The organism is Paenibacillus hebaui (genome assembly GCF_051934385.1).
Taxonomy (GTDB): domain Bacteria; phylum Bacillota; class Bacilli; order Paenibacillales; family Paenibacillaceae; genus Paenibacillus.
In genome coordinates, this window is sequence record NZ_CP196836.1 from 5,992,298 (window position 1) to 6,014,755 (window position 22,458).

At 47.6% G+C, this 22,458-nt stretch carries 26 protein-coding genes; 3 read left to right on the forward strand and 23 right to left on the reverse strand.

Annotation, left to right across the window (positions count from 1 at the left end):
- Positions 1 to 37 precede the first annotated feature (37 nt).
- Complete coding sequence (locus ACR32F_RS27245) at positions 38 to 442, forward strand: DUF2614 family zinc ribbon-containing protein (protein ID WP_440112599.1); 405 nt, start codon at positions 38 to 40, stop codon at positions 440 to 442.
- 121 nt (positions 443 to 563) lie between these two features.
- Here ACR32F_RS27245 and ACR32F_RS27250 read toward each other — a convergent pair whose 3' ends face one another.
- The 17 genes from ACR32F_RS27250 to ACR32F_RS27330 form a co-directional block, all read right to left on the reverse strand.
- Positions 564 to 2,294: a glycosyl hydrolase family 18 protein gene (locus ACR32F_RS27250; RefSeq protein WP_440112601.1), complete on the reverse strand. Its 1,731-nt coding sequence runs from the start codon at positions 2,292 to 2,294 to the stop codon at positions 564 to 566.
- 116 nt (positions 2,295 to 2,410) lie between these two features.
- A complete protein-coding gene (gene perR, locus ACR32F_RS27255) occupies positions 2,411 to 2,833 on the reverse strand; it encodes a peroxide-responsive transcriptional repressor PerR (RefSeq protein ID WP_440112603.1) in 423 nt (140 codons plus the stop codon).
- Positions 2,834 to 3,016: 183 nt separating this feature from the next.
- A complete protein-coding gene (locus ACR32F_RS27260) occupies positions 3,017 to 4,414 on the reverse strand; it encodes a DUF4097 family beta strand repeat-containing protein (RefSeq protein ID WP_440112605.1) in 1,398 nt (465 codons plus the stop codon).
- 26 nt (positions 4,415 to 4,440) lie between these two features.
- On the reverse strand, positions 4,441 to 5,034 hold the full coding sequence (locus tag ACR32F_RS27265; RefSeq protein WP_440112607.1) for a hypothetical protein: 594 nt from the start codon (positions 5,032 to 5,034) through the stop codon (positions 4,441 to 4,443).
- Positions 5,035 to 5,181: 147 nt separating this feature from the next.
- Positions 5,182 to 5,892, reverse strand: a complete 711-nt coding sequence (locus tag ACR32F_RS27270; RefSeq protein ID WP_440112609.1) for an MgtC/SapB family protein — start codon at positions 5,890 to 5,892, stop codon at positions 5,182 to 5,184.
- A 92-nt stretch (positions 5,893 to 5,984) separates the two neighbouring features.
- Positions 5,985 to 6,443, reverse strand: a complete 459-nt coding sequence (locus ACR32F_RS27275; RefSeq protein ID WP_440112611.1) for a GNAT family N-acetyltransferase — start codon at positions 6,441 to 6,443, stop codon at positions 5,985 to 5,987.
- A gap of 132 nt (positions 6,444 to 6,575) precedes the next feature.
- Positions 6,576 to 8,015 (reverse strand): Asp-tRNA(Asn)/Glu-tRNA(Gln) amidotransferase subunit GatB, encoded by a 1,440-nt coding sequence (gene gatB / locus ACR32F_RS27280; RefSeq protein WP_440112613.1) that lies wholly within the window; start codon positions 8,013 to 8,015, stop codon positions 6,576 to 6,578.
- 26 nt (positions 8,016 to 8,041) lie between these two features.
- Positions 8,042 to 9,499 carry an Asp-tRNA(Asn)/Glu-tRNA(Gln) amidotransferase subunit GatA gene (gene gatA, locus ACR32F_RS27285; RefSeq protein ID WP_440112615.1) on the reverse strand — a complete coding sequence of 486 codons (1,458 nt, stop codon included), beginning with the start codon at positions 9,497 to 9,499 and terminating at the stop codon, positions 8,042 to 8,044.
- 27 nt (positions 9,500 to 9,526) lie between these two features.
- Positions 9,527 to 9,814: an Asp-tRNA(Asn)/Glu-tRNA(Gln) amidotransferase subunit GatC gene (gatC, locus tag ACR32F_RS27290; RefSeq protein WP_440112617.1), complete on the reverse strand. Its 288-nt coding sequence runs from the start codon at positions 9,812 to 9,814 to the stop codon at positions 9,527 to 9,529.
- A gap of 188 nt (positions 9,815 to 10,002) precedes the next feature.
- Complete coding sequence (locus tag ACR32F_RS27295; RefSeq protein WP_440112619.1) at positions 10,003 to 10,386, reverse strand: ATPase; 384 nt, start codon at positions 10,384 to 10,386, stop codon at positions 10,003 to 10,005.
- Between the two features lie 123 nt (positions 10,387 to 10,509).
- Positions 10,510 to 10,746, reverse strand: coding sequence for a sigmaY antisigma factor component (locus ACR32F_RS27300; RefSeq protein ID WP_440112621.1), 237 nt, complete (start codon positions 10,744 to 10,746; stop codon positions 10,510 to 10,512).
- Entirely contained in the window at positions 10,739 to 11,074 is a 336-nt protein-coding gene (locus ACR32F_RS27305) for a YxlC family protein (RefSeq protein ID WP_440112623.1), read from the reverse strand. The genes ACR32F_RS27300 and ACR32F_RS27305 overlap by 8 nt, the downstream gene beginning before the upstream one ends.
- A 2-nt stretch (positions 11,075 to 11,076) precedes the next feature.
- Positions 11,077 to 11,613, reverse strand: coding sequence for an RNA polymerase sigma factor SigY (gene sigY, locus ACR32F_RS27310; RefSeq protein ID WP_440112625.1), 537 nt, complete (start codon positions 11,611 to 11,613; stop codon positions 11,077 to 11,079).
- Positions 11,614 to 11,710: 97 nt separating this feature from the next.
- On the reverse strand, positions 11,711 to 11,962 hold the full coding sequence (locus ACR32F_RS27315; protein WP_440112627.1) for a hypothetical protein: 252 nt from the start codon (positions 11,960 to 11,962) through the stop codon (positions 11,711 to 11,713).
- A gap of 410 nt (positions 11,963 to 12,372) precedes the next feature.
- Positions 12,373 to 13,005, reverse strand: a complete 633-nt coding sequence (locus ACR32F_RS27320; protein ID WP_440112629.1) for an MBL fold metallo-hydrolase — start codon at positions 13,003 to 13,005, stop codon at positions 12,373 to 12,375.
- A 6-nt stretch (positions 13,006 to 13,011) separates the two neighbouring features.
- Positions 13,012 to 13,581, reverse strand: a complete 570-nt coding sequence (locus ACR32F_RS27325) for a thioredoxin family protein (protein ID WP_440112631.1) — start codon at positions 13,579 to 13,581, stop codon at positions 13,012 to 13,014.
- Positions 13,582 to 13,583: 2 nt separating this feature from the next.
- Complete coding sequence (locus tag ACR32F_RS27330; RefSeq protein ID WP_440112633.1) at positions 13,584 to 14,198, reverse strand: DedA family protein; 615 nt, start codon at positions 14,196 to 14,198, stop codon at positions 13,584 to 13,586.
- Positions 14,199 to 14,360: 162 nt separating this feature from the next.
- Between ACR32F_RS27330 and ACR32F_RS27335 the strand changes: the two genes are divergently transcribed.
- Positions 14,361 to 14,708 (forward strand): dehydrogenase, encoded by a 348-nt coding sequence (locus ACR32F_RS27335; protein WP_440112635.1) that lies wholly within the window; start codon positions 14,361 to 14,363, stop codon positions 14,706 to 14,708.
- A 194-nt stretch (positions 14,709 to 14,902) separates the two neighbouring features.
- On the opposite strand, the gene ACR32F_RS27340 is transcribed toward ACR32F_RS27335, so the two are convergent.
- The 5 genes from ACR32F_RS27340 to yyaC all read right to left on the reverse strand — a co-directional run bounded on the left by ACR32F_RS27340 (position 14,903) and on the right by yyaC (position 21,233).
- Entirely contained in the window at positions 14,903 to 16,150 is a 1,248-nt protein-coding gene (locus tag ACR32F_RS27340) for an O-antigen ligase family protein (RefSeq protein WP_440112637.1), read from the reverse strand.
- A gap of 1,323 nt (positions 16,151 to 17,473) precedes the next feature.
- Positions 17,474 to 18,760, reverse strand: coding sequence for a class I SAM-dependent methyltransferase (locus ACR32F_RS27345; protein ID WP_440112639.1), 1,287 nt, complete (start codon positions 18,758 to 18,760; stop codon positions 17,474 to 17,476).
- Positions 18,761 to 18,859: 99 nt separating this feature from the next.
- A complete protein-coding gene (locus ACR32F_RS27350) occupies positions 18,860 to 19,570 on the reverse strand; it encodes a DUF6483 family protein (protein ID WP_440112641.1) in 711 nt (236 codons plus the stop codon).
- 253 nt (positions 19,571 to 19,823) lie between these two features.
- Complete coding sequence (locus ACR32F_RS27355; protein WP_440112643.1) at positions 19,824 to 20,615, reverse strand: alpha/beta fold hydrolase; 792 nt, start codon at positions 20,613 to 20,615, stop codon at positions 19,824 to 19,826.
- A gap of 81 nt (positions 20,616 to 20,696) precedes the next feature.
- Complete coding sequence (gene yyaC / locus ACR32F_RS27360) at positions 20,697 to 21,233, reverse strand: spore protease YyaC (RefSeq protein ID WP_440112645.1); 537 nt, start codon at positions 21,231 to 21,233, stop codon at positions 20,697 to 20,699.
- Positions 21,234 to 21,390: 157 nt separating this feature from the next.
- On the opposite strand from yyaC, the gene ACR32F_RS27365 reads away from it, so the two are divergent.
- The gene (locus ACR32F_RS27365) at positions 21,391 to 21,615 is read left to right on the forward strand and encodes a DUF1128 domain-containing protein (protein ID WP_440112647.1); all 225 of its coding nucleotides are present in this window, start codon (positions 21,391 to 21,393) and stop codon (positions 21,613 to 21,615) included.
- 117 nt (positions 21,616 to 21,732) lie between these two features.
- On the opposite strand, the gene ACR32F_RS27370 is transcribed toward ACR32F_RS27365, so the two are convergent.
- Positions 21,733 to 22,458 carry a pirin family protein gene (locus ACR32F_RS27370; RefSeq protein WP_440112649.1) on the reverse strand — a complete coding sequence of 242 codons (726 nt, stop codon included), beginning with the start codon at positions 22,456 to 22,458 and terminating at the stop codon, positions 21,733 to 21,735.

Here is a 22,458-nt window from a genome sequence, read left to right on the forward strand (position 1 = left end):
CAGGTCCGATACTACTCATACGATAGGAGCATTTTTCATGATTTTTAAATCAGCAAAAATTAATGCTTTTCGCACTTGGGGGCTACTGCTAACCATGTTAGGCATGGGCCTGATGGTACTAGGAACTGCCGGAATTGTGTTCTGGGGACATGCAGGCAAAGTATTTGCTGCTGTGGGGCTCGTCATCGGCCTAATTGCCATGATGGCCAGTCTGGGCATTTATTTTTGGGCTGGCATGCTCTCTACTAGCGCTGTACAAGTGGATTGTCCGGAATGTGGCAAGTTAACCAAACTGCTCGGCAAGACGGATCGTTGTATGTTCTGTCACACGATTCTTACCCTGGACCCTAATCAGGCCAACACAACCAGTTCTCAGCTGAAAGCGCATTCCACTGCCACACCTCCTTCAGAAACAGATCCAGGCGTAGGTTCCAACAGCTAAATGTTTTTTTCAACGAAGCCCAGACACAGCAAAAAAGGCCCGGTATCTATCCCGGACCTTTTTTTATTTAAAGACTATTAACTGTTAGGTTTAAATATAAGTTCATTAGGAAAGGAAAAACTCATTTCGGGTACCCTGCTTGTTTTAGGGTCTCCCATGCCGAGGCATTGGCAAAGCTTCGATTCCATGCGGCAACGCCGCCCAGCTTTAAGGAAGCAATCAAATCCACACGCGCCTGAAGTGATACAGTATCCTCTATCCAGATTTTCTTGGTGGCTCCATCCTCGGAATATTCCACATAGTTCTGGCCGCTTTTTTTATCCAAGACAGGTTTGAGTTTCTTTTCTTTGATCAAATCTGTAACAGTGTTCATACCCACTGCTTTCGAAGAAACTTTCACTTCTCCTTGATCATTGGTCTCTTCTGTCCAAATTCGTGTATAGAGTGGCACAGCCATAATAAGTTTGTTCGAAGGTACTTCATCCTCATCAAGAATTCGTCTCATGGATGACTCCGTCCATGGGAGCGAAGCTACCGAGCCCGCCTTCGGACTGGCTGCCCAGTGCTCATCATACGCCATGACTATAATATAATCGGCATAAGCACCGAGTGAACGACGATCCAGAAAAGCAGACCACATCTCGCTATTGGATTTGGGAGTCACATCAACTGAGAGCATCAACCCGTGTATACGCGCCATCGCCTTAATCTCGCGCACAAACTGAGTAATATTCGGTCCGTCATCTGTATAGACGTTCTCAAAGTCAATATTAATGCCATCCAATTGATACGTTTGGGCATATTCTAACATCTGTTCAATAATATGAGTACGTGTCTCGTAAGAGGCGACGGCTTCCTTCGTCATATCCGGGTCGAAGCTGTTATCCATCAGTCCCCATACTTCCATACCCGAACGATGGGCCCAATTGACATAAGCTTTATCACCTTTGCTTTTCACGTTGCCTTGTCCATCCGTAATATGGAACCACGTTGGACTGACCACGTTTACTCCAGGCATTTTGCCAATAGAGCCTATATCGGGCTGACGATTATAGACGGCTTCCCAAACCAGGTTCACCGGTTTATTCTGCCACTTCTTCTCCGCTGCTGTCAGCGTATATTTAGGCTTATCCAACTGCTTCTTGTCCGTGAGATTAACATAATCATTATCCACATATCCGGCATAACCATTATCAAGTTGGACAAAACTCTGCTCATCACCCGTTTGCCACACCCTCACCCGCGCCTGCTGCTTCATATCCGCAATAATTGGAGAGCGTTCTCCTCCGCGTTTATATAACGGGACGGTTTTATCCGCTTTCGAAGATAAGGTGTCGATCTCCGCATATTGGATCGTATCTCCTCCGCGCATTAGCAATACGGCTCCTGTTGTAGGATCTTCCTGTACGACAATGCCATAGACTTCTTTCAGTGGTTTAAGCGGAATATAAGCCACTCCATCCACCACCTCAGGTTGAACGTTCATCGGAAAATCCTGATGATTGAGCTCCGCCTTGGTGCTGCCTTCTTTCATATGAAGCACTCGTTGAGGGGATGCAATAATCATATCTCCAGAATCTGATTCGTAACGTATACCCGGATCAATCGCCTCTTGCAACACCGTTATAGGCAGCTTGAGTTGATCACCGGTACCCGATGCCTCGCCATCCATCAGTTGCCCGTCCACAAAAATAGGTTGATTTTTCCCTATCCAGTCTGGGTCTTCATGAGTCTGGTTCAACCACACATTCGTTATCAGCCAGTAAGCCCCTCCCGCTACTAGACAAGCCCCGAGAAAACCAGGCCAGAATGAGCGTCGCTTCTGACGTGTATACCTACTTTTTCTATTCAAAGTCTACCTCCGTTAATCCTGCTGAATCATGAGAATGTTAGCATAGATGGTTATAAAACAAAAAACGTGAAGAATCCATACTGAATTCTGCACGTTAATATTGTAATTCAATTCTCTTAATTCCTGCAACTTTTACAAACCCCGTATACTTCCAGTCGGTGACCATGCACTTCAAATCCTGTACTTGACTCCGCCTGAAGCTCCACACTTTTTAGTGAAGGGTAACTAAAGTCTTCAATTTTGCCACATTTATCACAAATAACATGGTAATGATCCGTCACATTGGCATCGAAGCGGCTTGAGTTATCTCCGTATGTCAACTCCCGGACCATGCCGGCTTCAAGAAACATCTTTAAATTGTTATATACAGTCGCCACGCTCATACTGGGAAATTGGGGTTCAAGCGCACGGTAAATTTCATCGGCTGTCGGATGCCCCATGGATTCCATCAGGTAGTTCAATATGGCATGACGCTGGGGTGTAATACGGACACCGGTCGTTTTCAGATGCTCCAACGCATGTTGGACACGTGTTGCCATAAAACCCACCGCCTTACCTTTCATTCTCTGCAGAGACAAAACGAATGATCGTATCATCAATATCGTCTCTTCATACAGAGTTAATCTTTGGCCAGAACATCGGCAACTTATCTTTCCTGCCATGTAACCTTGCCAGTTTATATTTATTGTACGGCGATTGCAAGTTTATTGTCAACGCGGCAGTTAAGGAGATCCGGACGTATCGTCTTGGGAATTCTGTCCGTCATCGTTCATTTGTTCCAGATTGTCACCTGTCGCTTCCGAATCCGGTGTAGCCACTTCGAGCGATGGTACAGCTGGATTACGATTGATCGCAAGATCACTGTTCCCTTCAACTTTAACCGTATATTCTCCCTCCCCAAACTGCCCTTCAATCATTTTGTTTTTCACTTTAAAAGGCATATCCGTTCTCAAATCTCCATAACTGCTGGAACCCGTCAAACTGTAATCTCCCCGTTCGGGAAGCAGAATGTTGATTGCACCCACAGCGCTGTATACATCCCAATCACCGCCTACTTTGGCTGATACTATGCTAATACTGCCATTAAGCGATTGGGCTTTGAGTGCCAAACTTGCACCATCCACATTAATACTACCGTTCCTGGTCTCCGCGCTAACCTCTCCCACGGAGTCCGTAATACTGATACTTCCGACTTGTGTGGTGAGATTCACATTACCGGAAATTCCGCGGGCTTTCATGTCACCTCGGTTGCTATCCAGATCCACATTTCCGATTGCATTGGCCACGATGACATCACCATTCAGCGTTTTACCTGAAATATCCCCTACGGCATTCGTAATTCGTATTCGCCCATTGCCCGTCTCGGCCAAAATAGTACTAATGGCTTCCGGACGATTTAACAATATGGCACCATTGGAAGTCCGAATATCCAGATTGAAACGACGATCATCCGGGATCGTAATCGTGATATTCATCCGTGGTTGGGTTTTCTCATTCTCTCCATACGTTTTACCTGTAGCCTTGATATGAATCACTTTTGTTCCATCCGTCTCAACAAAGGAAGCATCCGCCACTGCCTTGGCCTGCACTTCCGTTGCCTGATCTACCCAGATTACAGTGCGTACTTCAATACCTTCCGTATCCCCGCGCTGTACCGAGATATCGCCATTCACTCCCTCAACCACAATATCGGAAGTATCCATGCCTACGGGCACCTCAATTGTACCCGTATCCTCCATATAACCCGCAGCTTGACTATAATCCATGGAAGCCGCCCCCAAATTAAGGCTAACCCGATTCCATAGATGCATGTAGTGATCCTGCTCTGTAACAATAAATACGGAGGCCGCCAAGATCAGTGAGGTCAGGATACCTTTGGCATCTGGTCTGAAACGTATTTTCACTTTCTCATCAGGGTGATCCAGAACTTTGACTCTTCTGCGTGTCCATAGAAACAACAGTATGTATTCCACACCCAACACAACGAGCAGGACAGGCCACCAGTCAACCATCTCAAATACATAGTCCGTTCCCCACCGTTTATCCAAAATCAACAGCACACCGACCGCTACGATTAAGGCGGCAGCCGTATAGCGGCCAACCCGGATTTTACGGTTCATCGCTTTCCCTCCTTGATTGTTCAACACTATATTTTCTTTTTACGCAGCATGACCCAGAATTCACGTCCGAATAGAAGCAGGCCTCCTACGATCATCAGAATAGCAAAAGTGTATCCGCCGTACACAGCGAGAATTTCCTGAAACCAACGAGGTTTGCGGAAGAACAATACCATTAGTGATCCTCCTACAATGAGAAGCAGCCCAAACGATATGCCCCTCTCCCACACCATCATGGCATCCCCGGCAGAACGTTCACTGGACACTGGCTTGTCCGAACTACCGTGGGTAACCGCTCTTCGTCTGCGCATCATCACCCAGTCCGCGGATTGTAACACATCAAATACATTGTAAAAGTAAATGATCGGAATACACAAAGCCAGCAGAATGAGCAACGGTACGTTAATCTGTATTCCAATGGACGAAAAGTACAAAAGTGCTGACAGGTCCAGAAGTATAAGCAGCATGAAGGTCAGACCTCTCATGTATAATCGAAGATAAATATGACCCAGACCCGGAATAACCGCACTTAACAGGCCGGCAATAAACTTGTGAGTGCGATTCCGAACAGGTTTTACTTGAGTTGTTCTGATGTTACTGTTCGACTGACGTTTACGTTTCATAACATACTCCTTTCTTTTAGGCTGATGTTCCCGCTCTTAAGGCATTTGGTTAGATAGTACCCTAAAGAGCCATGAGAGTAACTGGAAGAAATATGGATATAAATAAAAACCCTCCGGCACTGCGGGCCTGGGGAGGGTTCAATTCATTTATTCAATCGATACTTTTGTTACATGCTCCCATTGTCTTAACTTGGATACCAGTTGTACCGTATTAAAATCATGCGGCACTTGCACATGCAGCACAATTTCGATTTTGCGTTCAACCGATATCATCTCTGCGTAGGCAAAATCTTGCTCATTCACTGTAATTTTACGGATTTTGATCTTCTCCTGCTCCATACTTGAAGACACCTGTTCCAGAAATCCGGGTTCTGACAAGGTATGTAGTGTGACGACATGCAATTTGTTCCCTCGCAAATACCTCAACTCCAGCTTGTTGAACACCCAGAGATTAAGCAATACCAGAACAGTAGACACGATGGAGGCAAAAAAGAAGCCCGCGCCCGCTGCCAGCCCAATGGCTGCAACGACCCAGATCGAAGCTGCAGTAGTCAGTCCGGTAATGGATTTTCCAGTAAAAAGAATTGTACCTGCTCCCAGAAATCCGACGCCGGTAATGACAGCTGTTGCCAGACGTGCCGGATCAATCCGTACGTTTAATTCATTTGCGAAATCTTTAAATCCGTAAACAGATAACATCATTATTAGTGCAGATCCAAGACACACCAGAATATGGGTACGCAAACCTGCCGCATGATTGGAACGTTCCCGCTCCAGTCCTACAAGCCCTCCAAGCAGCATAGCCAGCAATAAACGCAATAAAATGTGCCACTCATCTATAAACCAGGGATCGCCCAAAACCGGTATTCCTCCTCCAAATTGTTAACACCCTTAATCTTTAATCTTTATTCTCGAATTCATTTCATCATACCTATAGATTATTTATGAAACTAATCCTTATGAAATGTCGTTAATTCCACTCCTGGCGCAATCTCTATGACTTCCACTGGTTTGAAACCAAATCTGGTATACAATTTCACGGCTGGTTGGTTCAACGTTCCTGTTGAAACAAGGTATCGTGGAAAATCTGGATGTTGTTCAAACACATGCGTCATCAATGCAGCAGCTATTCCTTTGCGAAAATGGTCAGGGTGCACCATCATTCGTGTGATCGTCAGTGTATTCTGCTCTTCCTCAGCGACAGCGACAGCACCAAGAAGTTCGCCATCGGTGTCCATGCAGCCATAGAAAGTCTCTCCGCAATTCTGCAAGGTTTCTATAGTATCCATTAAAGGGGGAATTTCCTGAAAACCGATGATTTCGGCTTCCAGCCGATAAGCCACATGTTGAAGTCTCCATAGCTGACCTACCGTCTCGCTATCAGCCAATGACAAAGGTCGAATCTCCATACCCATCTTCATCTCCTTTGTACGTAACTGAACTCGGGACACCAAGATTAACATTCTCTCTTCGTGTCCCCTAAACACCAAAAGAGGCCGTCACAGGGACGAGCCTCTTTCTGTCCGGCCTCACCGGATGGATTAGCGGTTCAATACATCTGTAAGCAGTTGATTGGCCAGGCCCGGATTGGCCTTGCCTTTACTTTCTTTCATAACCTGACCAACGAGGAAACCAATCGCCTTCTGTTTGCCAGCCTTATAATCTTCCACAGACTGAGGGTTGTTCGCAACAACCTGCTCCACGATCGCAAGGATAGCTCCTTCGTCACTAATCTGGACGAGTCCCTTCTCCTCAACGATTTGCTGTGGAAGCTTGCCACTCTCCAGCATTTCCTTAAATACGGTTTTGGCAATTTTACTGTTAATCGTTCCTTTTTCAAGCAGTCCGATCATCTCACCCAGACCTTGGCCCGTTAGTGGCACCTGAGTCAATTCGAGGTTGCTGACATTCAAGTAACCAAGCAAATCACCCATAATCCAGTTGGATACGGATTTTGCATCCTGAGTGTATTTTAGACTATCTTCAAAAAGATCAGCAACCGCTTTGGATGAGGTAATGACCTCAGCATCATAATTAGGCAATCCATAATCAGCCGTATAACGCGCTTTACGTTCGTCTGGAAGCTCAGGAATGGAAGCTCTGATCCGTTCTTTCCATTCTTCATCAATATGCAGATTCACCAGATCCGGGTCGGGGAAATAACGGTAATCATGCGCCTGCTCTTTGCCACGCATGGACAACGTTTTCCCTTGAGACTCGTCCCAGCGACGAGTTTCCTGAACGACTTCACCGCCATCGTCCAGAATTTCCGCTTGACGATACTGCTCATATTCCAGACCACGCTGAACGCCACGGAAGGAGTTCATGTTTTTCAGTTCAGCTCTGGTTCCCAGCTTCTCCTGTCCATGCGGGCGCAAACTGATGTTGGCGTCACAACGAAGTGAGCCTTCTTCCATCTTCACGTCGGACACATCACAGTACTGCATGATGGCACGCATTTTTTCAAGATATGCACGAGCTTCTTCAGGAGAAGAAATTTCAGGTTCGGATACAATCTCCACGAGCGGTGTACCAACACGGTTGAAATCGACCAAGGAAGCATAACCGCCATCAACGTGAGTAAGCTTCCCGGCATCTTCTTCCAGATGAAGGCGAGTAATGCCGATTCGTTTTGTTTCACCGTTTACCTCAATATCGATCCAGCCGTTCTCACCGATCGGCTGATCGAATTGCGAGATCTGATAAGCTTTCGGAGAATCCGGATAGAAGTAGTTTTTACGGTCAAACTTGCTGACATCAGCAATGGTACAGTTGAGGGCCATGGCTGCTTTCATCGCGTAATCCACAGCTTGGCGATTCAATACAGGCAATACGCCGGGGTGTCCAAGACAGACAGGACATGTATGGGTGTTCGGCGGGGCTCCAAAGGCAGTGGAGCAGCCGCAAAAAATTTTGGAGTTCGTATGCAACTCGACATGGACTTCAAGTCCAACGACTGTTTCATATTTAGATGCGGACATTTCTATATTCCTCCGTTCCAGGCAGTCTACAGCTGCGGACGCTGCTTGTGGAATTCCGTATTTTGTTCAAACGCATGCGCTACGCGCAGTACGGTCGTTTCATCAAAGGCTTTACCGATAATCTGCAGGCCGACAGGCAGTCCATCTGAGAATCCACACGGAATGCTGACAGCAGGTACACCAGCCAGGTTAACCGGGATGGTCAGAATATCGTTGAGGTACATCGTCAATGGATCATCCACCTGGGAACCCAGTTTGAATGCCGTTGTTGGCGCAGTTGGTCCGATAATGACATCATATTTGGCAAATACGTTGTCGAAATCCTGTTTGATCAGTGTACGCACTTTCTGAGCCTTCAGATAATAAGCATCATAATAACCGGAGCTGAGTGCATACGTACCAAGCATGATGCGTCGTTTCACTTCGGGACCAAAGCCTTGACTACGGGACTGATGGTACAGATCCAACAGATTTTCAGGATTATCTGCACGCACGCCATAACGCACGCCGTCAAATCGAGCCAGGTTCGAAGAAGCTTCTGAAGAAGCAAGCAGGTAATACGTAGCGACCGCATATTCGGTATGCGGAAGTGATACCTCTTCCCATGTTGCGCCGAGGCCTTCCAGCACTTTCAGGGCAGACAGAACGGTCTCTTTAACTTGAGGATCAACGCCTTCACCAATGTATTCCTTAGGAACAGCAATACGAAGTCCTTTGACATCCCCTGTCAGGCTACTCAAGTAATCCGGGATATCCACTTTTGCGGATGTCGAATCTTTGGCATCGTATCCAGCAATGGCTTGCAGCACATAAGCAGAATCCTCGACGTTTTTCGTCAAAGGTCCAATCTGGTCCAATGAGGATGCAAATGCAACCAGACCAAAACGGGAAACGAGTCCATAGGTAGGCTTCAAACCAACCACACCGCAATAAGATGCCGGCTGTCTGATAGAGCCTCCTGTATCCGAACCCAACGTGAAATAAGCTTCTCCTGCAGCAACAGCCGCAGCCGATCCACCACTTGAGCCACCTGGAACACGATCAAGTGCCCAAGGGTTACGCACAGGGTAGAAACTTGAATTTTCATTGGAGCCGCCCATAGCGAATTCATCCATGTTCAATTTTCCGATCGTCACCGTATCTGCAGCTTTCAGCTTCTCGACAACGGTTGCATCATATACCGGGTCGAAGTTACTTAGAAACTGGCTACCACATGTTGTGCGCAGTCCATTCGTAACGATGTTGTCCTTGATGCCGACGGGCAGACCGAAGAGCAACCCCTTCTCCTCACCGTTGACGAGCCTGTCATCCAACTGACGTGCACGAGCGCGTGCTTGTTCTTCATCCAGCGCCAGATATGCCTTAACCTTCTCTTCGCGTGCACCAATGTTCTGATAAGCCTGATCCACCAGATCGCTGACCGACAGCTCTTTGGCGTGCAGCTTGTTATGTATCTCCGGCAACGATTGTTCAAATAAACTCACGTAATTCGTCCTCCTTCCGGTTATCCGTTATTCCATTACAGCAGGCACTTTGAATTGCCCGTCTTCTTCTTCCGGTGCATTGCGCATCACCTGTTCAATCGACAAACTTTTCTTTGTCTCATCATTACGCATCACATTGCTAACGTGCAGAACGTGAGTCGTAGGTTCAATGTCATCAGTGTCTAACTCATTCAGCTTCTCTGCATATTTTAAAATCGCGTTCAACTGACCTGTCAGGGTCTGTTCTTCTTCAGAAGTCAAGTTGAGCCGGGCCAGCTTGGCCACATGCTGAACGTCATTATTCGAAATACTCATTTCCGGATGCCTCCTTCATTCGTTCTAATTCCCGAAACCGCCAGAAACGAATCGCTCGTTTAACGGGCTAAAGTCCCAAGATAACTTTTTTTATTATAGGTGAGTTAGTTCGACAATTCAATCCATATACCCTACATAAGCTCCCGGAGCTTATAGATATCAAAAAAGAGTCGGCATAAGCCGACTCTCTAAATCCATGCACGCAGACTAACCTGCTTTATAAAATCCGCCTGTGACATAACATCGTTCGCGGTTTCCTCTTCCTCTTCCACAGCTTGAAAATCTCCGTTCATCAGATGATGAAACAGTTTCTCATTGTGTGTCGCAAGGGCGTAATCTATCAACGCATCTCGCTCGACCCGCTCAGCTTCCTGCTTCAGCAGGACCTCTTCCAGATCGACGTCGCCGGATGGAACAAAAAAGTTCCGATTCACTTGCGGCACTCGAAGCACGTAATCGAACGCATTGTCCGGATTGCGGTCATAAGCGATGATGAATCCATATTCCCCCACAGGAAGATTCTGCTCAAATGCATCCGCGACGATGACAACCTTTTCTCCTAATCGCAGCATCGTCTAACCTCCTGATAGTCTATCCTTTTGTTACTATAGTCTACTAGAAAAGAATAGCGATGTCTACGATTACTAGAATTAAACAAAACATTTGTGCAAAATCTTTTTCCTGTCCTGCAATTCCTACTTTTTGTCTGTTGTTCGTTTAGACAATCTGCGATCTGACCGAATGACAACAAACCAATAAATAACCAAAGGGGTTGGGAATCCGGTGATTCCCCATAAACCCCATATCCAGGGGAAATGTCCACGCCTTCGTGCATCCTGAAAAATCCATGTTCCCTGGATCAGAAGCAGGACTGCAATCACAACAAGCCATATTGGAGATATTTCATGTAATGCATAGTGTGTTTTATTCATGCCAGGTCTCCTTTTGGCGTCGACCAGCCCAGATGATTGCAACAGTGATCGCTGCTCCCACGCTAAGTGCCTGAATACCCAAATATAGAGCTGGAGCTGACTGAAACAATAATACTCCACATGTGAGAACGAGTAGCCCAACCGCCCAGAACAATATCATCTCAAGCCGATTGGCACGCCGTTTCATTCGTCTTTGTTCCCTGACTTGGGATTCAAGTGAAGCCAATGAAGGAATGCTTACAGGTTCATATGCATCATCCAGCACGTTCATCTGCTGCTGTATACGCGCCACAATCTCTTGTTCATCCTGTTCGTCAGATCTGTTCATGCTCATCCCAGCTCCTTTCTTAATTGGCGAAGTCCATAGGCCGTTCGCGACTTCGCCGTTCCGGATGGAATACCCAGCATTTCTCCGATTTCATCATATCCGTAGCCATAATAATGCTTCAACAGCACAGCAATACGATGCTCTGGTGTCAGCCTAGTCATCGCGTCCATGACATCTGTCCATTCTTCATTCCGACTCTCAAATTGCCAACGTAATCGCCTTACGGCCTGGCTGCGCATGACCTCCAACCAACTCTGCTCTCTCCTCCTGCGTCTTGTTTTATCAATATATATACGGGTCGCAATTGTAATCATCCATGACGAGAAAGCAGACGAGCCATCATATCGGTGGATATTTTCCATACATCGAATCATCGTATCCTGTACCGTCTCTTCTGCAACGTTGGGGTCCATCGTTACTTTGACAAGATATTTATACACAAAAGCATAATGACGCTGCAGCAGCTCTGCCAATGCACTGTCATCTCCCTGTATCGCCTTCTGCACCTCTTCCAGTTCGGCTGCCTCCATCTGTATCATCACCTGCTTCCCGTTCAGTCTAGTCTTATTACGACAGGCTCTGCAGAAACGTTCAATACAATCCAAAAAAAATCCGAGCCGACAATTTCCCGGGCAATCAGACTTCATTTCGGTAATCTTGCAGCTTGTCGAACCAGGGTTGATTGCGGGCTCCGCTGCTTAATAAACGGCTTTTCCATATATTTTGCTGTGAATCCAATGGTCTATTCATATCCTTATTGCCAAGGTTATGTATTGAAGGACGCTGAGTAGTTAATTCTTTTTTACTCATTTCCATTGTTCGACGATTCTCTTCGGTAACTACTTGCTCCACACGTTTCCCCAGCTGAATGACTCGTTTTTTCTCCATTTCTATTTCCCCACTCTCATTAGCTAATGTTTCATGATCTGTCTGTTCTCAAATCTGTACTTTCTTCTACTTGCTGATTGAACCAAACTGACTTCTATAAATGCACATTATGCATCTCTATGTAGGGTAAAACGGGGTGATTATTCGAGAAAAATGGGCTGAAAACAAAAAAAGAACGCAAACCGGGTATAGACCACAGTCTGCGTGCTTCGCAAGTTAGGGTGTTTCTTTTTGTTGCTTCAGTTAGATGATGCTTTAACGCTTGTAACAACTAATTGCTATTCTAATGAAAAAGTTGTCACTTGTCCAGACTTTCTTCCTATCAACATTTTGCATCATTCGCTAATAACCACTCTATGGTTGAAAGTCGCTGTCCCAATTGATCGCAAATAGCTATATACAATGACGGATTATCTTGCGGATACGTAAGGGTTGTTCTGCTTCTCATAACCAATTGTTGTTTTGGGTCCATGACCTGGATACACTTTAACCTCATCTGCAAAGGTATACAGCTTGTTCTGGATGGAGTCAATCAGATCTCGTTCACGACCTCCCGTCAGATCTGTTCTGCCTACACCCATTCGGAACAGGACATCACCAGCGAACAAATCCTGACCACATAACAGACTCACACTGCCAGGTGAATGTCCCGGCGTATGATAGACCTGGAATGTATGGCCGATCAAGTTCAGCTTCTGTCCTTCATCCATGGCATACTCCGCAGGATCTGTCGAAAGTGGTGGTGTCGCCTGCGGCCAGTTCAATGATCCGTTTAATTTTGGGGTTGTCAGCCAGTCACTCTCCAAATCATGCAAATAAACGGGACAACCTTTCAATTTACGGATCTCATCTACCCCACCCATATGATCGAAATGAGCATGAGTCAACAAAATGGCTTCAATCTCCAGGTCTTGAATAGCCTTGAGCAGCGAACCTGGATTCATACCTGGATCAATGATCACAGCTTTCCCCGGATCATTCCCCTGTAACAGGTACGCATTGGTCTGAAGTGGGCCCAGTGTAAATGTACGAATATTAAGCATATCGGCTTAGTAACCCGAAATCAGTTCACGCAACTCACTGATGATGGCTGCATGCGACTCCGTTCCTTCCCCATAACGTTTACCTATTTCCTGACGTGCTACAGCGAGATTATCCTGATAATCTGCCGCTTCACGATCCGGATTGAGGCGTTTGAACTCAATCATAACTTCCTGCACGTGCTGTGGACGAGGTCCCCATTGACCCAGTACATGTCCACCTGTGTCTGCAAAAATGACTACCGGCACGGAGCGACCGCCCATAGTCAGGAACTCATCCATCACGTCTGGATGATTCTCCATAATCAGAACTTCTGTCGGTATTCCTGAGATTTCAAGTGCCTGGAACACAACCGGAATATTACGTACAACATCCCCACACCAGTCAGCAGCCAGAATTAACACACGCAGATCGTCGCGGTGGTTCAGGCTTTCAAAAAACTCGCGGTCTTCCTCATTCGACCATGCAAAACTATCGTAGTTTTTCTGGAATTCACTTTGGTTCTTGGTCATACTCGCAATAAAATCCTTCGGTGGCAGACCTTTACCGAATTTGTGAGACAAGTTGGGTTTACCCATGACTAGACACTTCCTTTCTTTTTGCGAACATTCATCCATTTAATAAGCACATAAACAATCATAAGAGCCAGAGCAACGAGCAAAATCGGCATAATATAAGGCGCCGCTTTCTCATCAATATGCTCCCACTGATCTCCAAGAATCATCCCTAAATATATAAACAATGCAGTCCAAGGTATAACAGCGAGTGTTGTAAGCAAAATGAATTTGCCTGTGTGCATTTTTGTAATGCCAGCAGGAATGGAAATGGCATGTCTTACAACCGGAACAAAACGAGCGGTGAATATGACACCTGTACCATACTTGCGGAACCACTCTTCCGAATGGTCGATGTGTTTTTTCTGGATCAGTATGTATTTACCGTAGCGTTCAAGTACAGGCCTGCCGCCATAGCGACCAATCCAATAAATAAATAGCTGGGCTATCACACCACCCACTGTACCAAAAATCATTGCACCAAAAAAATTAATATTGCCCTGCGAAACGAGAAAACCTCCATATGCCAGCACAATTTCGCTTGGAATGACTTCCAGCATTAATCCAAGCATAATCCCAAAGTATCCAAGACTCTGAATCCAGTCGAACAATTGACCGACAATGTTATGAATAACGTCCATCTCGACCCTCTTTCTTCATCCTGATTGGCGGTGCGCCCTTCCGCACCATGGATGTTCGTCCCTATTTTATCACAGGCCTGTAGACGTTGCTACTTCACCTGACTGGGATAGTGTCCCGCAGGCAAAGGCTCGCATATGGTATTGGGAGAGGAGCGTGAGAGGATGTCATCCAAGCCAACACCCGGTACTCCCCCAGTGAAGCATAACACCCCAGGCCAGAAACTGCCTTCCGCCCGAGGAATCCGCAGGGCATGCAGCAAGGAGTTGTACCGAACGGCCAAACGGCTAAAGGTGTATATTTCCCCTGACCTAATGAAGCAAGCGGAAGAGTTGTATTATGGTAAAGTCATTGCGAATCTGCTCTGGATCGGAGAAAACCGGGACAATCGCAAAAAATTATGTGAATGGTGGAACGCGGATGTCAGCGCAGATATCGCGGCACTGTGGAGTGTTGAAGTCGAACCACTCCAGGATGCGTTTCAACATGCATTTGGCGGATATCGCCTGTAAAGTGAAGCTATGAATATGTAGACCAAAAAACATACGGTGCCTACATATTTGCAGATTATGAATTGGAATGGAGTTGAGGATTGAATACGTTCGTTGGATGTTCGTTGGATAGATGTAAGAAGTTAATCCCGTTAAACTCTGATTATATGTTTCAAGTGTGCTAACCAGCATCGGCGTTTCGTGAGATCAGATATTCAGGGGTCCCGCCTTGTAAACTCCGAACTAAGCGGAGTGAAAGCAAGCATACGCAAACGATATCCATAACCAGAGGCATCCTCTCCAAGTGTAAAACGACGATCATTCCGTGTGTGTCCTGCTGCCACTTCCTCAGCCAGTAACTTATATCGTTTATAGATCCTCACTCCAATGGCGGCAGTCTGTCTTGTCCGATCTGTGTATCCTGCCGCCAGTTCCCGCCGTGCTGCCTGTTCCATCCAATATAAGGCCAAAGACTGACTGGATGCATCATAACGGTTCAGCGCTATGGATTGTTCAAAATATTCCCCAGCCTGCTCCCCCCTACCGAATTGAGCTTCTAACCGACCCAACTCCCAGTAGAGCTGCGGGTTATATGGAGATAGGGTCAAAATCTGTCCCAACATGGTTTCTGCCTCTTGCGCTGGCAAAGCGCGGGACAGCGCGATGACGATATCCGGCCTATAGGGGTTGAACTTGTAGGCCACGGTTAAGAATGCCTCTCGCTCTGCAGTTCCGGCTGGTGCTGAAATCGCCAGACGGTATTGATGTTCAGCTACCATGTTATGCCCAGCCAGCCAAGCTGTCCCGCTAAGCCAGAACAGGATGAATGCACCTGCCACTATGCGTTGAGGCCATAGGCTGAACTTGCGAAACAAGTGAGAATATCCCTTGTAACCAACAGTTCCCTGTGGTGTCTTCAACGAAAGTGCCCAAGCCCCCAGCCAGATGAACATCATCCAAAGGATGGTGAAGCTCCAGTCAAAGTCCATGGCTCCATGCAGCCCAAAGACTAGAACACAAGGCAACAGATGAGCTGCGAATCTGCAGATGATTCGCAGGGTGAAAATGAACCAGCCTGCAATCAGCAACAGGCCGATCACGCCCGTATCAAGGGCAAGATCGAGAATGCCGTTGTGGACCTCGCCTCCGACATAAGGCGAGGATTGGATGGCGCGAAACATGTTGCGCCATGTCTCTCCCCCGTGGCCGAGCCATGCGGCCTCGGTCCAAAGGTTGAGGGCATCCCGCCACATCTGGAGGCGGGACAGCCCTGTGCCGACACCGGCCGCGAGGCGATCGGCGGTGGAGGCCACGGCCATAAGTGCTGCGGCGGCTCCCGCCAGCACGGTAGCCGTCAGGGCAGCGGCGCGAGCCTTGGCGCCGCTGTGCCACAGGCGGCACAGCAGCAGCGTGCCGAGCAGCGCAGCTGCCCATGCCCCGGCCAGTGCCAGCAGGCCGGGCACGGGCGCAGGCGCCAGCTGGGCAGCAGCCAGCTGGCGGTACAGCCAGGCCGCGCACGCCAGTGGCGCGGCCGTGGCAAGCAGTAGCGGCAGGCGGTCTCCGCGCCGCTGCCAAGCGAAGGCGCAGGCCGCCGCGCAGCCGGTCGCCAGCCAGGCGCCGCGCGACTCGCTCAGCAGGAGCGCGGCTTGCGCGGGCAAGAGCGGCAGCACTGCCGCGATGAGCCGCCCGGCCGACTGTGGCCGGGCCATGGCGCGCGCGGCGGCAGCCAGCCGCTCCAATGCGTACATGCCGACAACGGCGCCGTACGCATTGGGGTACTGCAGCAATCCGCCGAGCCGTGCTCCGGCGGAGCTGATCTCGGGGTCAGCGGTCCGCATGACCCCGAAGGCCAGCGGCAGCACACCACATACGGCAAGAATGCCGCTGAGTACAAGCAAGCCGCCAGCCATCTGCCAGCCACAGACAAACCAGCGCGTCCCATGAGCGCTTGAAGCGAGCATTACGGTGAGCTGTGTAAAGATCGCCAGCAGGCTCCAGCGCAGCATCTCATCCATGCTGCCCTGCAGGCTTACAGAGCCCGCCCATGCATGCCAACCAAACCATATCGTCATCGCCAGCGGCCAGATGGACAAGTAAATATGGTGGTGTGGCATAAGCGACGAATGCACTCTACCTTCACGGTCTTTCGACTCTACCAACCCCACCTTGCCCCTGCCATGGCTCTTCTGTAAAAGGAGCCACATGATCCATACTATCAATAGTCCCCCGGAAGACACCAGAACGGCTGGATACACATCCGCAGGAAAATACAGTCCTTTCCCCAGACAGGCTAACAGCAATAAGCTACACGAGAATGCACCCAATACAACGGTCAGTCCTGGTCCTAATCCCGATCCCTTCGCTGTAAGAGATTTGTTGGGATTTTCCAAACCATTACCCCTCAGCCATCCAGCGGTTTTTTTTGATTTCGAGCTTTCCACGCGCCTACCTCCTTTCTCCTTTTGTCTTTTTAAGCACTTCCGAATTCACACATCAGGAAAACAAAAAAGGCAGAAGCTCCCGTTCATAGGGTCTTCTGCCTGCTCTCATACATTTGGCGTGATATGTTGCTTTGAAACAATAATGAAGTAACGTTCACTATTTATGATTTATAGTCATTCGCGGGGACCCTCGTAACAGTATGTCCCGTCAAGGATGGTCGCAGACGAGCTGCATCAATCCAATAGATCAAACCATGTATTAAACCTCTGTTTTTTTACCATCTACCATCCATCTAAACATCACTCTTGAAATCACATAAGCGTTCACTTCGGAACCCTTCAAATTCAGCAGTGATCACAATGGCTTGGATCATGGCTAGACTCTTTAATGGATTCATCCGTGGATTGCTCTTGAGTCGAATCTGTCTCCGTGTTCGGCTCTGCTTCTATCCGATGAGCACCACCCGGAAGCAGATCAGCACAAGCCCGCTCCAAGTATGGGTCCGCGTGAATGAAATCACGGAATTCCGTATATTCCTTCCACATGTCAGCCTGTTGACCTGCCTGGCCACGTACTGCGCGGATCAATATATTTTTGGGTGTATGCTCCATATCAATAAATTCCAGCAATTGTGTTTTGTAACCCATCAGATCAAGCAGCTTGGCACGAATGGCATCCGTGGCGAGTGCGGAGAAGCGTTCCTTTAGAATACCGTGGGACAACATCGGGTTCATCACGGAAGATTCGATCTGATCAAACAGCTCATGTTGGCAACATGGTACGGAAAGGATGACCGAAGCGCCCCAACGAACCGCTTTCTCCAGAGCAGCATCGGTCGCCGTATCGCAGGCATGGAGCGTAACAACCATATCCACTTCGTTCAGCTCGTCATAGTCCGCAATGTCTCCGACAAGAAACTTCAGATCGCCATAGTGCAACTTGTTTGCCAGATCATTGCAATGTTCAATAACATCCGCCTTCAGATCAAGGCCAATAATCTTGAGCGATCTGCGCTGTTGTATCGACAAATAGTGATACAGCGCAAAGGTCAGATAAGACTTTCCACAACCAAAATCAACAATGGTGAGCGGGCGTCCTTCTGGAAGATACGGGATCACGTCCTGCACCATTTCGAGGAAACGATTAATCTGTCTGAACTTATCGTACTTGCGGGCGAGTACACGACCTTCTTCATTCATAATTCCGAGCTCAACCAGGAAAGAGACGGGAACGCCCTCTTCCAGTACATATTGCTTTTTGCGATTATGCGAGAGATCCACCGCAGTTTTGGAAGCAGATTTGGTCAGGATGGACACTTTATATTTTTTGCTGATCAAAATTTGATAGTCTGCCTCTGCTGTACAGAACAGTCCTTGACGAAACGTCTCTTCGCACAGTAGGGTCATGCGTTCTGCCGCTTCAGCCGGAGTCAAATTCTCGTGCAGCACTTTATTGGTATAATGAAATGCGAATTGATAATACAGCTGATTCTTCAGCGTTACCGGCTTGACTTGCACTTTGGTATACGAGACATTGTCCCGTCTGCGCAGCTGGCTCCAGGTCGCTGTAATCAGCGAATTCTGTTCAAAGATGTCTTGTATAAGCTTTCGCAATGAATCCACGGGGTACATCTCACTTTCGGTTTGGTTTGGTCATCCGTTACCATACCACAATTCCGTTCCCTCTCCAAGTTAAGGCACGTAACAAGCCTTGATCCAATAAGCTCCAACCTATAATGATTGGTTCATCTCTTGACGGCTCAACTCAGAAAGTCCCTCTTCGACTTCCTCGCGTGGCAGACCGCCCTGTTTCAGCTGTTCATCGCCGAGATGACTCAATCTTTCGTAGAATGCCTGCACATCGACACGATAATGAACGGGATGTTCATCACCAACCTTCAGCAGGCGGTACCAGCTGTTCTCTGCCTGATCGTAACGTCCTTGTTGCTCACGATACAGTGCAAGCTGTTTTTCCGTCCGTGCAGGGAATTCGTATTCTTTTGTTTGTTCCAATATCCCCTCCACCCGCTCGGGTGCATCCAGTAACTTCGGATTACCTCCATTGTTCAGTGCATACAGGTAGAAATGAAGTGATTTCATTAATCGAATAAGTGATTCATCCTCCGAATCCATTTTCTCTTGATCATCTATGCCCTCTACTTTGGCCTTCTCCTTATAAATGTACGCCTCTTCTTCAATCAGTCGGGCGGCTTGCTGCAGGTTGTCCACTTCGATGACTCCACGAAAACGGAACATTTCAATGACATCCTCAGCCGGCAATGAGTTTAGCAGAGATAAATTCATGCCAAACTGCCTGCGCATCAGCTCGTCTAGCTCGGACAATGCCTCGGCGTGTTTTCGCTGTTGTTTGAGTGTAAATACTTTGCCAATCGCTTCTGTCATTTCCTCCATCATGCGGAGCAGATAATCTTTTCTGAACATCCTATGTGCCCCCTCATCGTTCGATCATAAACGTCCCTGTCTTATTTACATCATCCTATGTCTTTAGTTTAATTCATGCCATGACAAAAAGCCAAAACACAGATAGGCTCCCATGTTCTGGCTCTAGTCATAACATAACAACCCCCTGGCATCCTTGAGCGGACGATGCAGGGGGGTTGTAGGATATATCACGATGATCCACCACAGTCAGTGAAATCATCGGATAACTGTTTATTTATTACAAAAGAGAGATTTACTCCGATAATTCAGTCAAGAATTGCTTGATGACCTGAATTAACTCTTCAGGCGCTTCATACATACTCATATGTCCTGCACCTGGAATAACGGCTTGTGTAATATGTGGCTTGTCACTTGTAAATGTACGTTCCGGCGGAATAACGGCATCCTTCTCTCCGGCAACTAGCAGTACCGGCAGTGGTGTAGCCGACAATACATCCCGACGGTCTGGGCGTTCCCGCATAGCCAGTGCAGCTCCAGAAGCTCCTTGTGGAGCCGTCTGATATCCGATTTCTTTGACACGTGTCACTTGCGCCGATAACGATTCCACATGTTCTGGTGCGAACAGTCCAGGAACCAGTCCATCTACAAAATTCACGATGCCTTCGGTTTGAATGGTAGACACTGTGCGAAGACGCTTTTCCTTGGCTTCTTCACTGTCAGGATATGCTGTGGAATGAATCAAGCCGAAGGCATTCAGCCGTTCCGGGTGGCGTTGTGCGATGGAGAGAGCAATATATCCCCCCATGGAGTGCCCGAGTAGAAAAGCCTTTTCCACTTTCAGCTCATCCATCAGTTGCAACACGTCATTGCCCATCTGATCGATGGTATAACTCCCTACAGGTGCATCCGTTTTCCCGTGTCCACGCAGATCAGGTACAATACAACGATAGCTGCGCGACAGCTCAGGTACAACTTCATCCCAGTAGGAAGAACTGCCACAGTATCCGTGGAGCAAAATGAGTGCTTCTCCCTTGCCTTGTTCGGCATAACAAATTGTCGTTCCGTCACACATCACTTTTTCCATATAAATCCCTCTCTCTGCGCGAATTAAATAAATCGAGTTGTATATTATTAAGCCTGCACACCATTAATGAAACGTTTATCGCTATTCCAATGCTTGGGCAACAGCCTTGGCAATCGTTTGGGACATGCCCATCACGAAATGAAGTGAGGTCATCTGTAATATGGAATAAGGCCTCGGTCCATTGGCATTCACTACGGCGGCTACACTGTAATGCCCCACCGATGGAAGGTTGCCCCCAACTGATTTTGCCGGAATGAGCGAATGATTCGAGAGATAATATGTTCCTGTTGCATGCTTTGGACCCAGACAGGCATCAATGGCGATGATGGCATGATGTGACGGGACAAGTGCAAGTCTCTTCTCCAGCGTGTCCGCATCACAAGGGGAAGCCAACGTACCCACGACATGGCTCACTCCGTGCTCCTGCAACAAAGTTCCAGTCAGCGGACCCAGTGCATCCCCAGTGGAACGGTCCGTACCGATACAGACAAAGGTGATTTCATCCGGTGAATGAAGTTGAGCTATGTTTTTGAAAAATAATACCAAGTCTTCACCCGGTACACTTTTGCGGGCTTCCCTACTTTGATGCTGAACCCATTCCCGCTTATACCTTGCCAAATCTATTTCTCCTCCTAGCATTTAGGACTACCGATTAGTCTTTGTTGTATTTATCATTTTACCCGATGCCCTGCCTCTCCGCAAAAGCATTGGCCTGAGGCTGTCCAATCATGATACAATGACAACAGTTTCCGATACGGAAGGGATGGACATAACGATGGATTTAACACAAGCAAGTGCAGCCAATATGGAATATATGATTGAAGCAATCAAAACCAAGCTGCGTATGGCGAGCGGTGCCGCCATGCAGGCTTCAGCTTTCCCATTGGACAAGTATGAAGACCTGCATGACCTGTATGAAATGATCTTGAGCAAGGAACATTTAAGTATCTCTGAAGTGGAAGCTGTTGCTTCCGAACTGGGGAACCTTCGTAGATCCTAGTCCAGTATCGCTTTTGGCATTTGTGACTTCTATGAAGGCCTATTCAAAAGCAAGCCATAAAAGGACCTGTCCTCCACAACAAGGTGGAAACAGGTCCTTTTTACGTTACACATATCATCAAGGCAAATCAATCAGAACAAATTCCGCAGGCTCGCTACCTGTAGCTGTAATTTGCAGATCACAACTTTTGCGAATTCGCGCCGCATCTCCTGGTTTGAGATTGAAGTTGCCATCCGAACAGACAATCTCGATATGACCATTAATCAGAAAAAGATGTGTACGCCGATCTTCATGTTGAGGGTACATCAATTTTTTCCCGGATTCCAGATGAGATAGATAACAAGTCACATCTTGCGAGATCGGCAATGCTCCCTCGGTTTCTTCTCCCCCTTGTCCCGAAACAATCGGACAAAGACGGTTCAGATGCTCCTGATCCTCCACACGACGATTCGTATACGAAGGCTTCAGCATCCGCTGAGACGGCAGAAACCACATCTGTAGGAATCGTACAGGTTCATCGGCTGAAGGATTGGTTTCCGAGTGTTCTACACCCGTACCCGCACTCATGACCTGAACTGTTCCCGGTTCCAGCAATTGCTCTGTTCCCATGTTGTCCGTATGTTTCAATGTACCTGATATGACATAACTAACAATCTCAAGGTCATGATGTGGATGTCGCTTAAAGCCTTCCTGCGGCATCAGTGTGTTGTCATTATGAGCGAGCAGACAACCAAAATGGGCATTGCTTGGATCATCATAGTCCGCAAAGGAAAAGCTGAATTCACTGTGTATCCAACCTCGATCCGACGTGTGCCTTTCTTCCGATGTCACTACTTTAATCAT

Excerpts from the sequence above, each read along its gene's own strand:
- ACR32F_RS27305 (WP_440112623.1), bottom strand. The coding sequence starts at position 11,074 with ATGAACAGATCTGACGAACAGGATGAACAAGAGATTGTGGCGCGTATA.
- gatC (WP_440112617.1), bottom strand. The coding sequence starts at position 9,814 with ATGAGTATTTCGAATAATGACGTTCAGCATGTGGCCAAGCTGGCCCGG.
- ACR32F_RS27325 (WP_440112631.1), bottom strand. The coding sequence starts at position 13,581 with ATGGGTAAACCCAACTTGTCTCACAAATTCGGTAAAGGTCTGCCACCG.
- ACR32F_RS27315 (WP_440112627.1), bottom strand. The coding sequence starts at position 11,962 with ATGGAGAAAAAACGAGTCATTCAGCTGGGGAAACGTGTGGAGCAAGTA.
- ACR32F_RS27245 (WP_440112599.1), top strand. The coding sequence starts at position 38 with ATGATTTTTAAATCAGCAAAAATTAATGCTTTTCGCACTTGGGGGCTA.
- ACR32F_RS27350 (WP_440112641.1), bottom strand. The coding sequence starts at position 19,570 with ATGTTCAGAAAAGATTATCTGCTCCGCATGATGGAGGAAATGACAGAA.
- ACR32F_RS27260 (WP_440112605.1), bottom strand. The coding sequence starts at position 4,414 with ATGAACCGTAAAATCCGGGTTGGCCGCTATACGGCTGCCGCCTTAATC.
- ACR32F_RS27330 (WP_440112633.1), bottom strand. The coding sequence starts at position 14,198 with ATGGACGTTATTCATAACATTGTCGGTCAATTGTTCGACTGGATTCAG.
- ACR32F_RS27335 (WP_440112635.1), top strand. The coding sequence starts at position 14,361 with ATGTCATCCAAGCCAACACCCGGTACTCCCCCAGTGAAGCATAACACC.
- perR (WP_440112603.1), bottom strand. The coding sequence starts at position 2,833 with ATGGCAACACGTGTCCAACATGCGTTGGAGCATCTGAAAACGACCGGT.
- ACR32F_RS27275 (WP_440112611.1), bottom strand. The coding sequence starts at position 6,443 with ATGGAGATTCGACCTTTGTCATTGGCTGATAGCGAGACGGTAGGTCAG.
- ACR32F_RS27265 (WP_440112607.1), bottom strand. The coding sequence starts at position 5,034 with ATGAAACGTAAACGTCAGTCGAACAGTAACATCAGAACAACTCAAGTA.
- ACR32F_RS27355 (WP_440112643.1), bottom strand. The coding sequence starts at position 20,615 with ATGGAAAAAGTGATGTGTGACGGAACGACAATTTGTTATGCCGAACAA.
- ACR32F_RS27300 (WP_440112621.1), bottom strand. The coding sequence starts at position 10,746 with ATGAATAAAACACACTATGCATTACATGAAATATCTCCAATATGGCTT.
- ACR32F_RS27345 (WP_440112639.1), bottom strand. The coding sequence starts at position 18,760 with ATGTACCCCGTGGATTCATTGCGAAAGCTTATACAAGACATCTTTGAA.
- ACR32F_RS27295 (WP_440112619.1), bottom strand. The coding sequence starts at position 10,386 with ATGCTGCGATTAGGAGAAAAGGTTGTCATCGTCGCGGATGCATTTGAG.
- ACR32F_RS27320 (WP_440112629.1), bottom strand. The coding sequence starts at position 13,005 with ATGCTTAATATTCGTACATTTACACTGGGCCCACTTCAGACCAATGCG.
- ACR32F_RS27365 (WP_440112647.1), top strand. The coding sequence starts at position 21,391 with ATGGATTTAACACAAGCAAGTGCAGCCAATATGGAATATATGATTGAA.
- ACR32F_RS27370 (WP_440112649.1), bottom strand. The coding sequence starts at position 22,458 with ATGATTAAAGTAGTGACATCGGAAGAAAGGCACACGTCGGATCGAGGT.
- gatB (WP_440112613.1), bottom strand. The coding sequence starts at position 8,015 with ATGTCCGCATCTAAATATGAAACAGTCGTTGGACTTGAAGTCCATGTC.
- sigY (WP_440112625.1), bottom strand. The coding sequence starts at position 11,613 with ATGATACAGATGGAGGCAGCCGAACTGGAAGAGGTGCAGAAGGCGATA.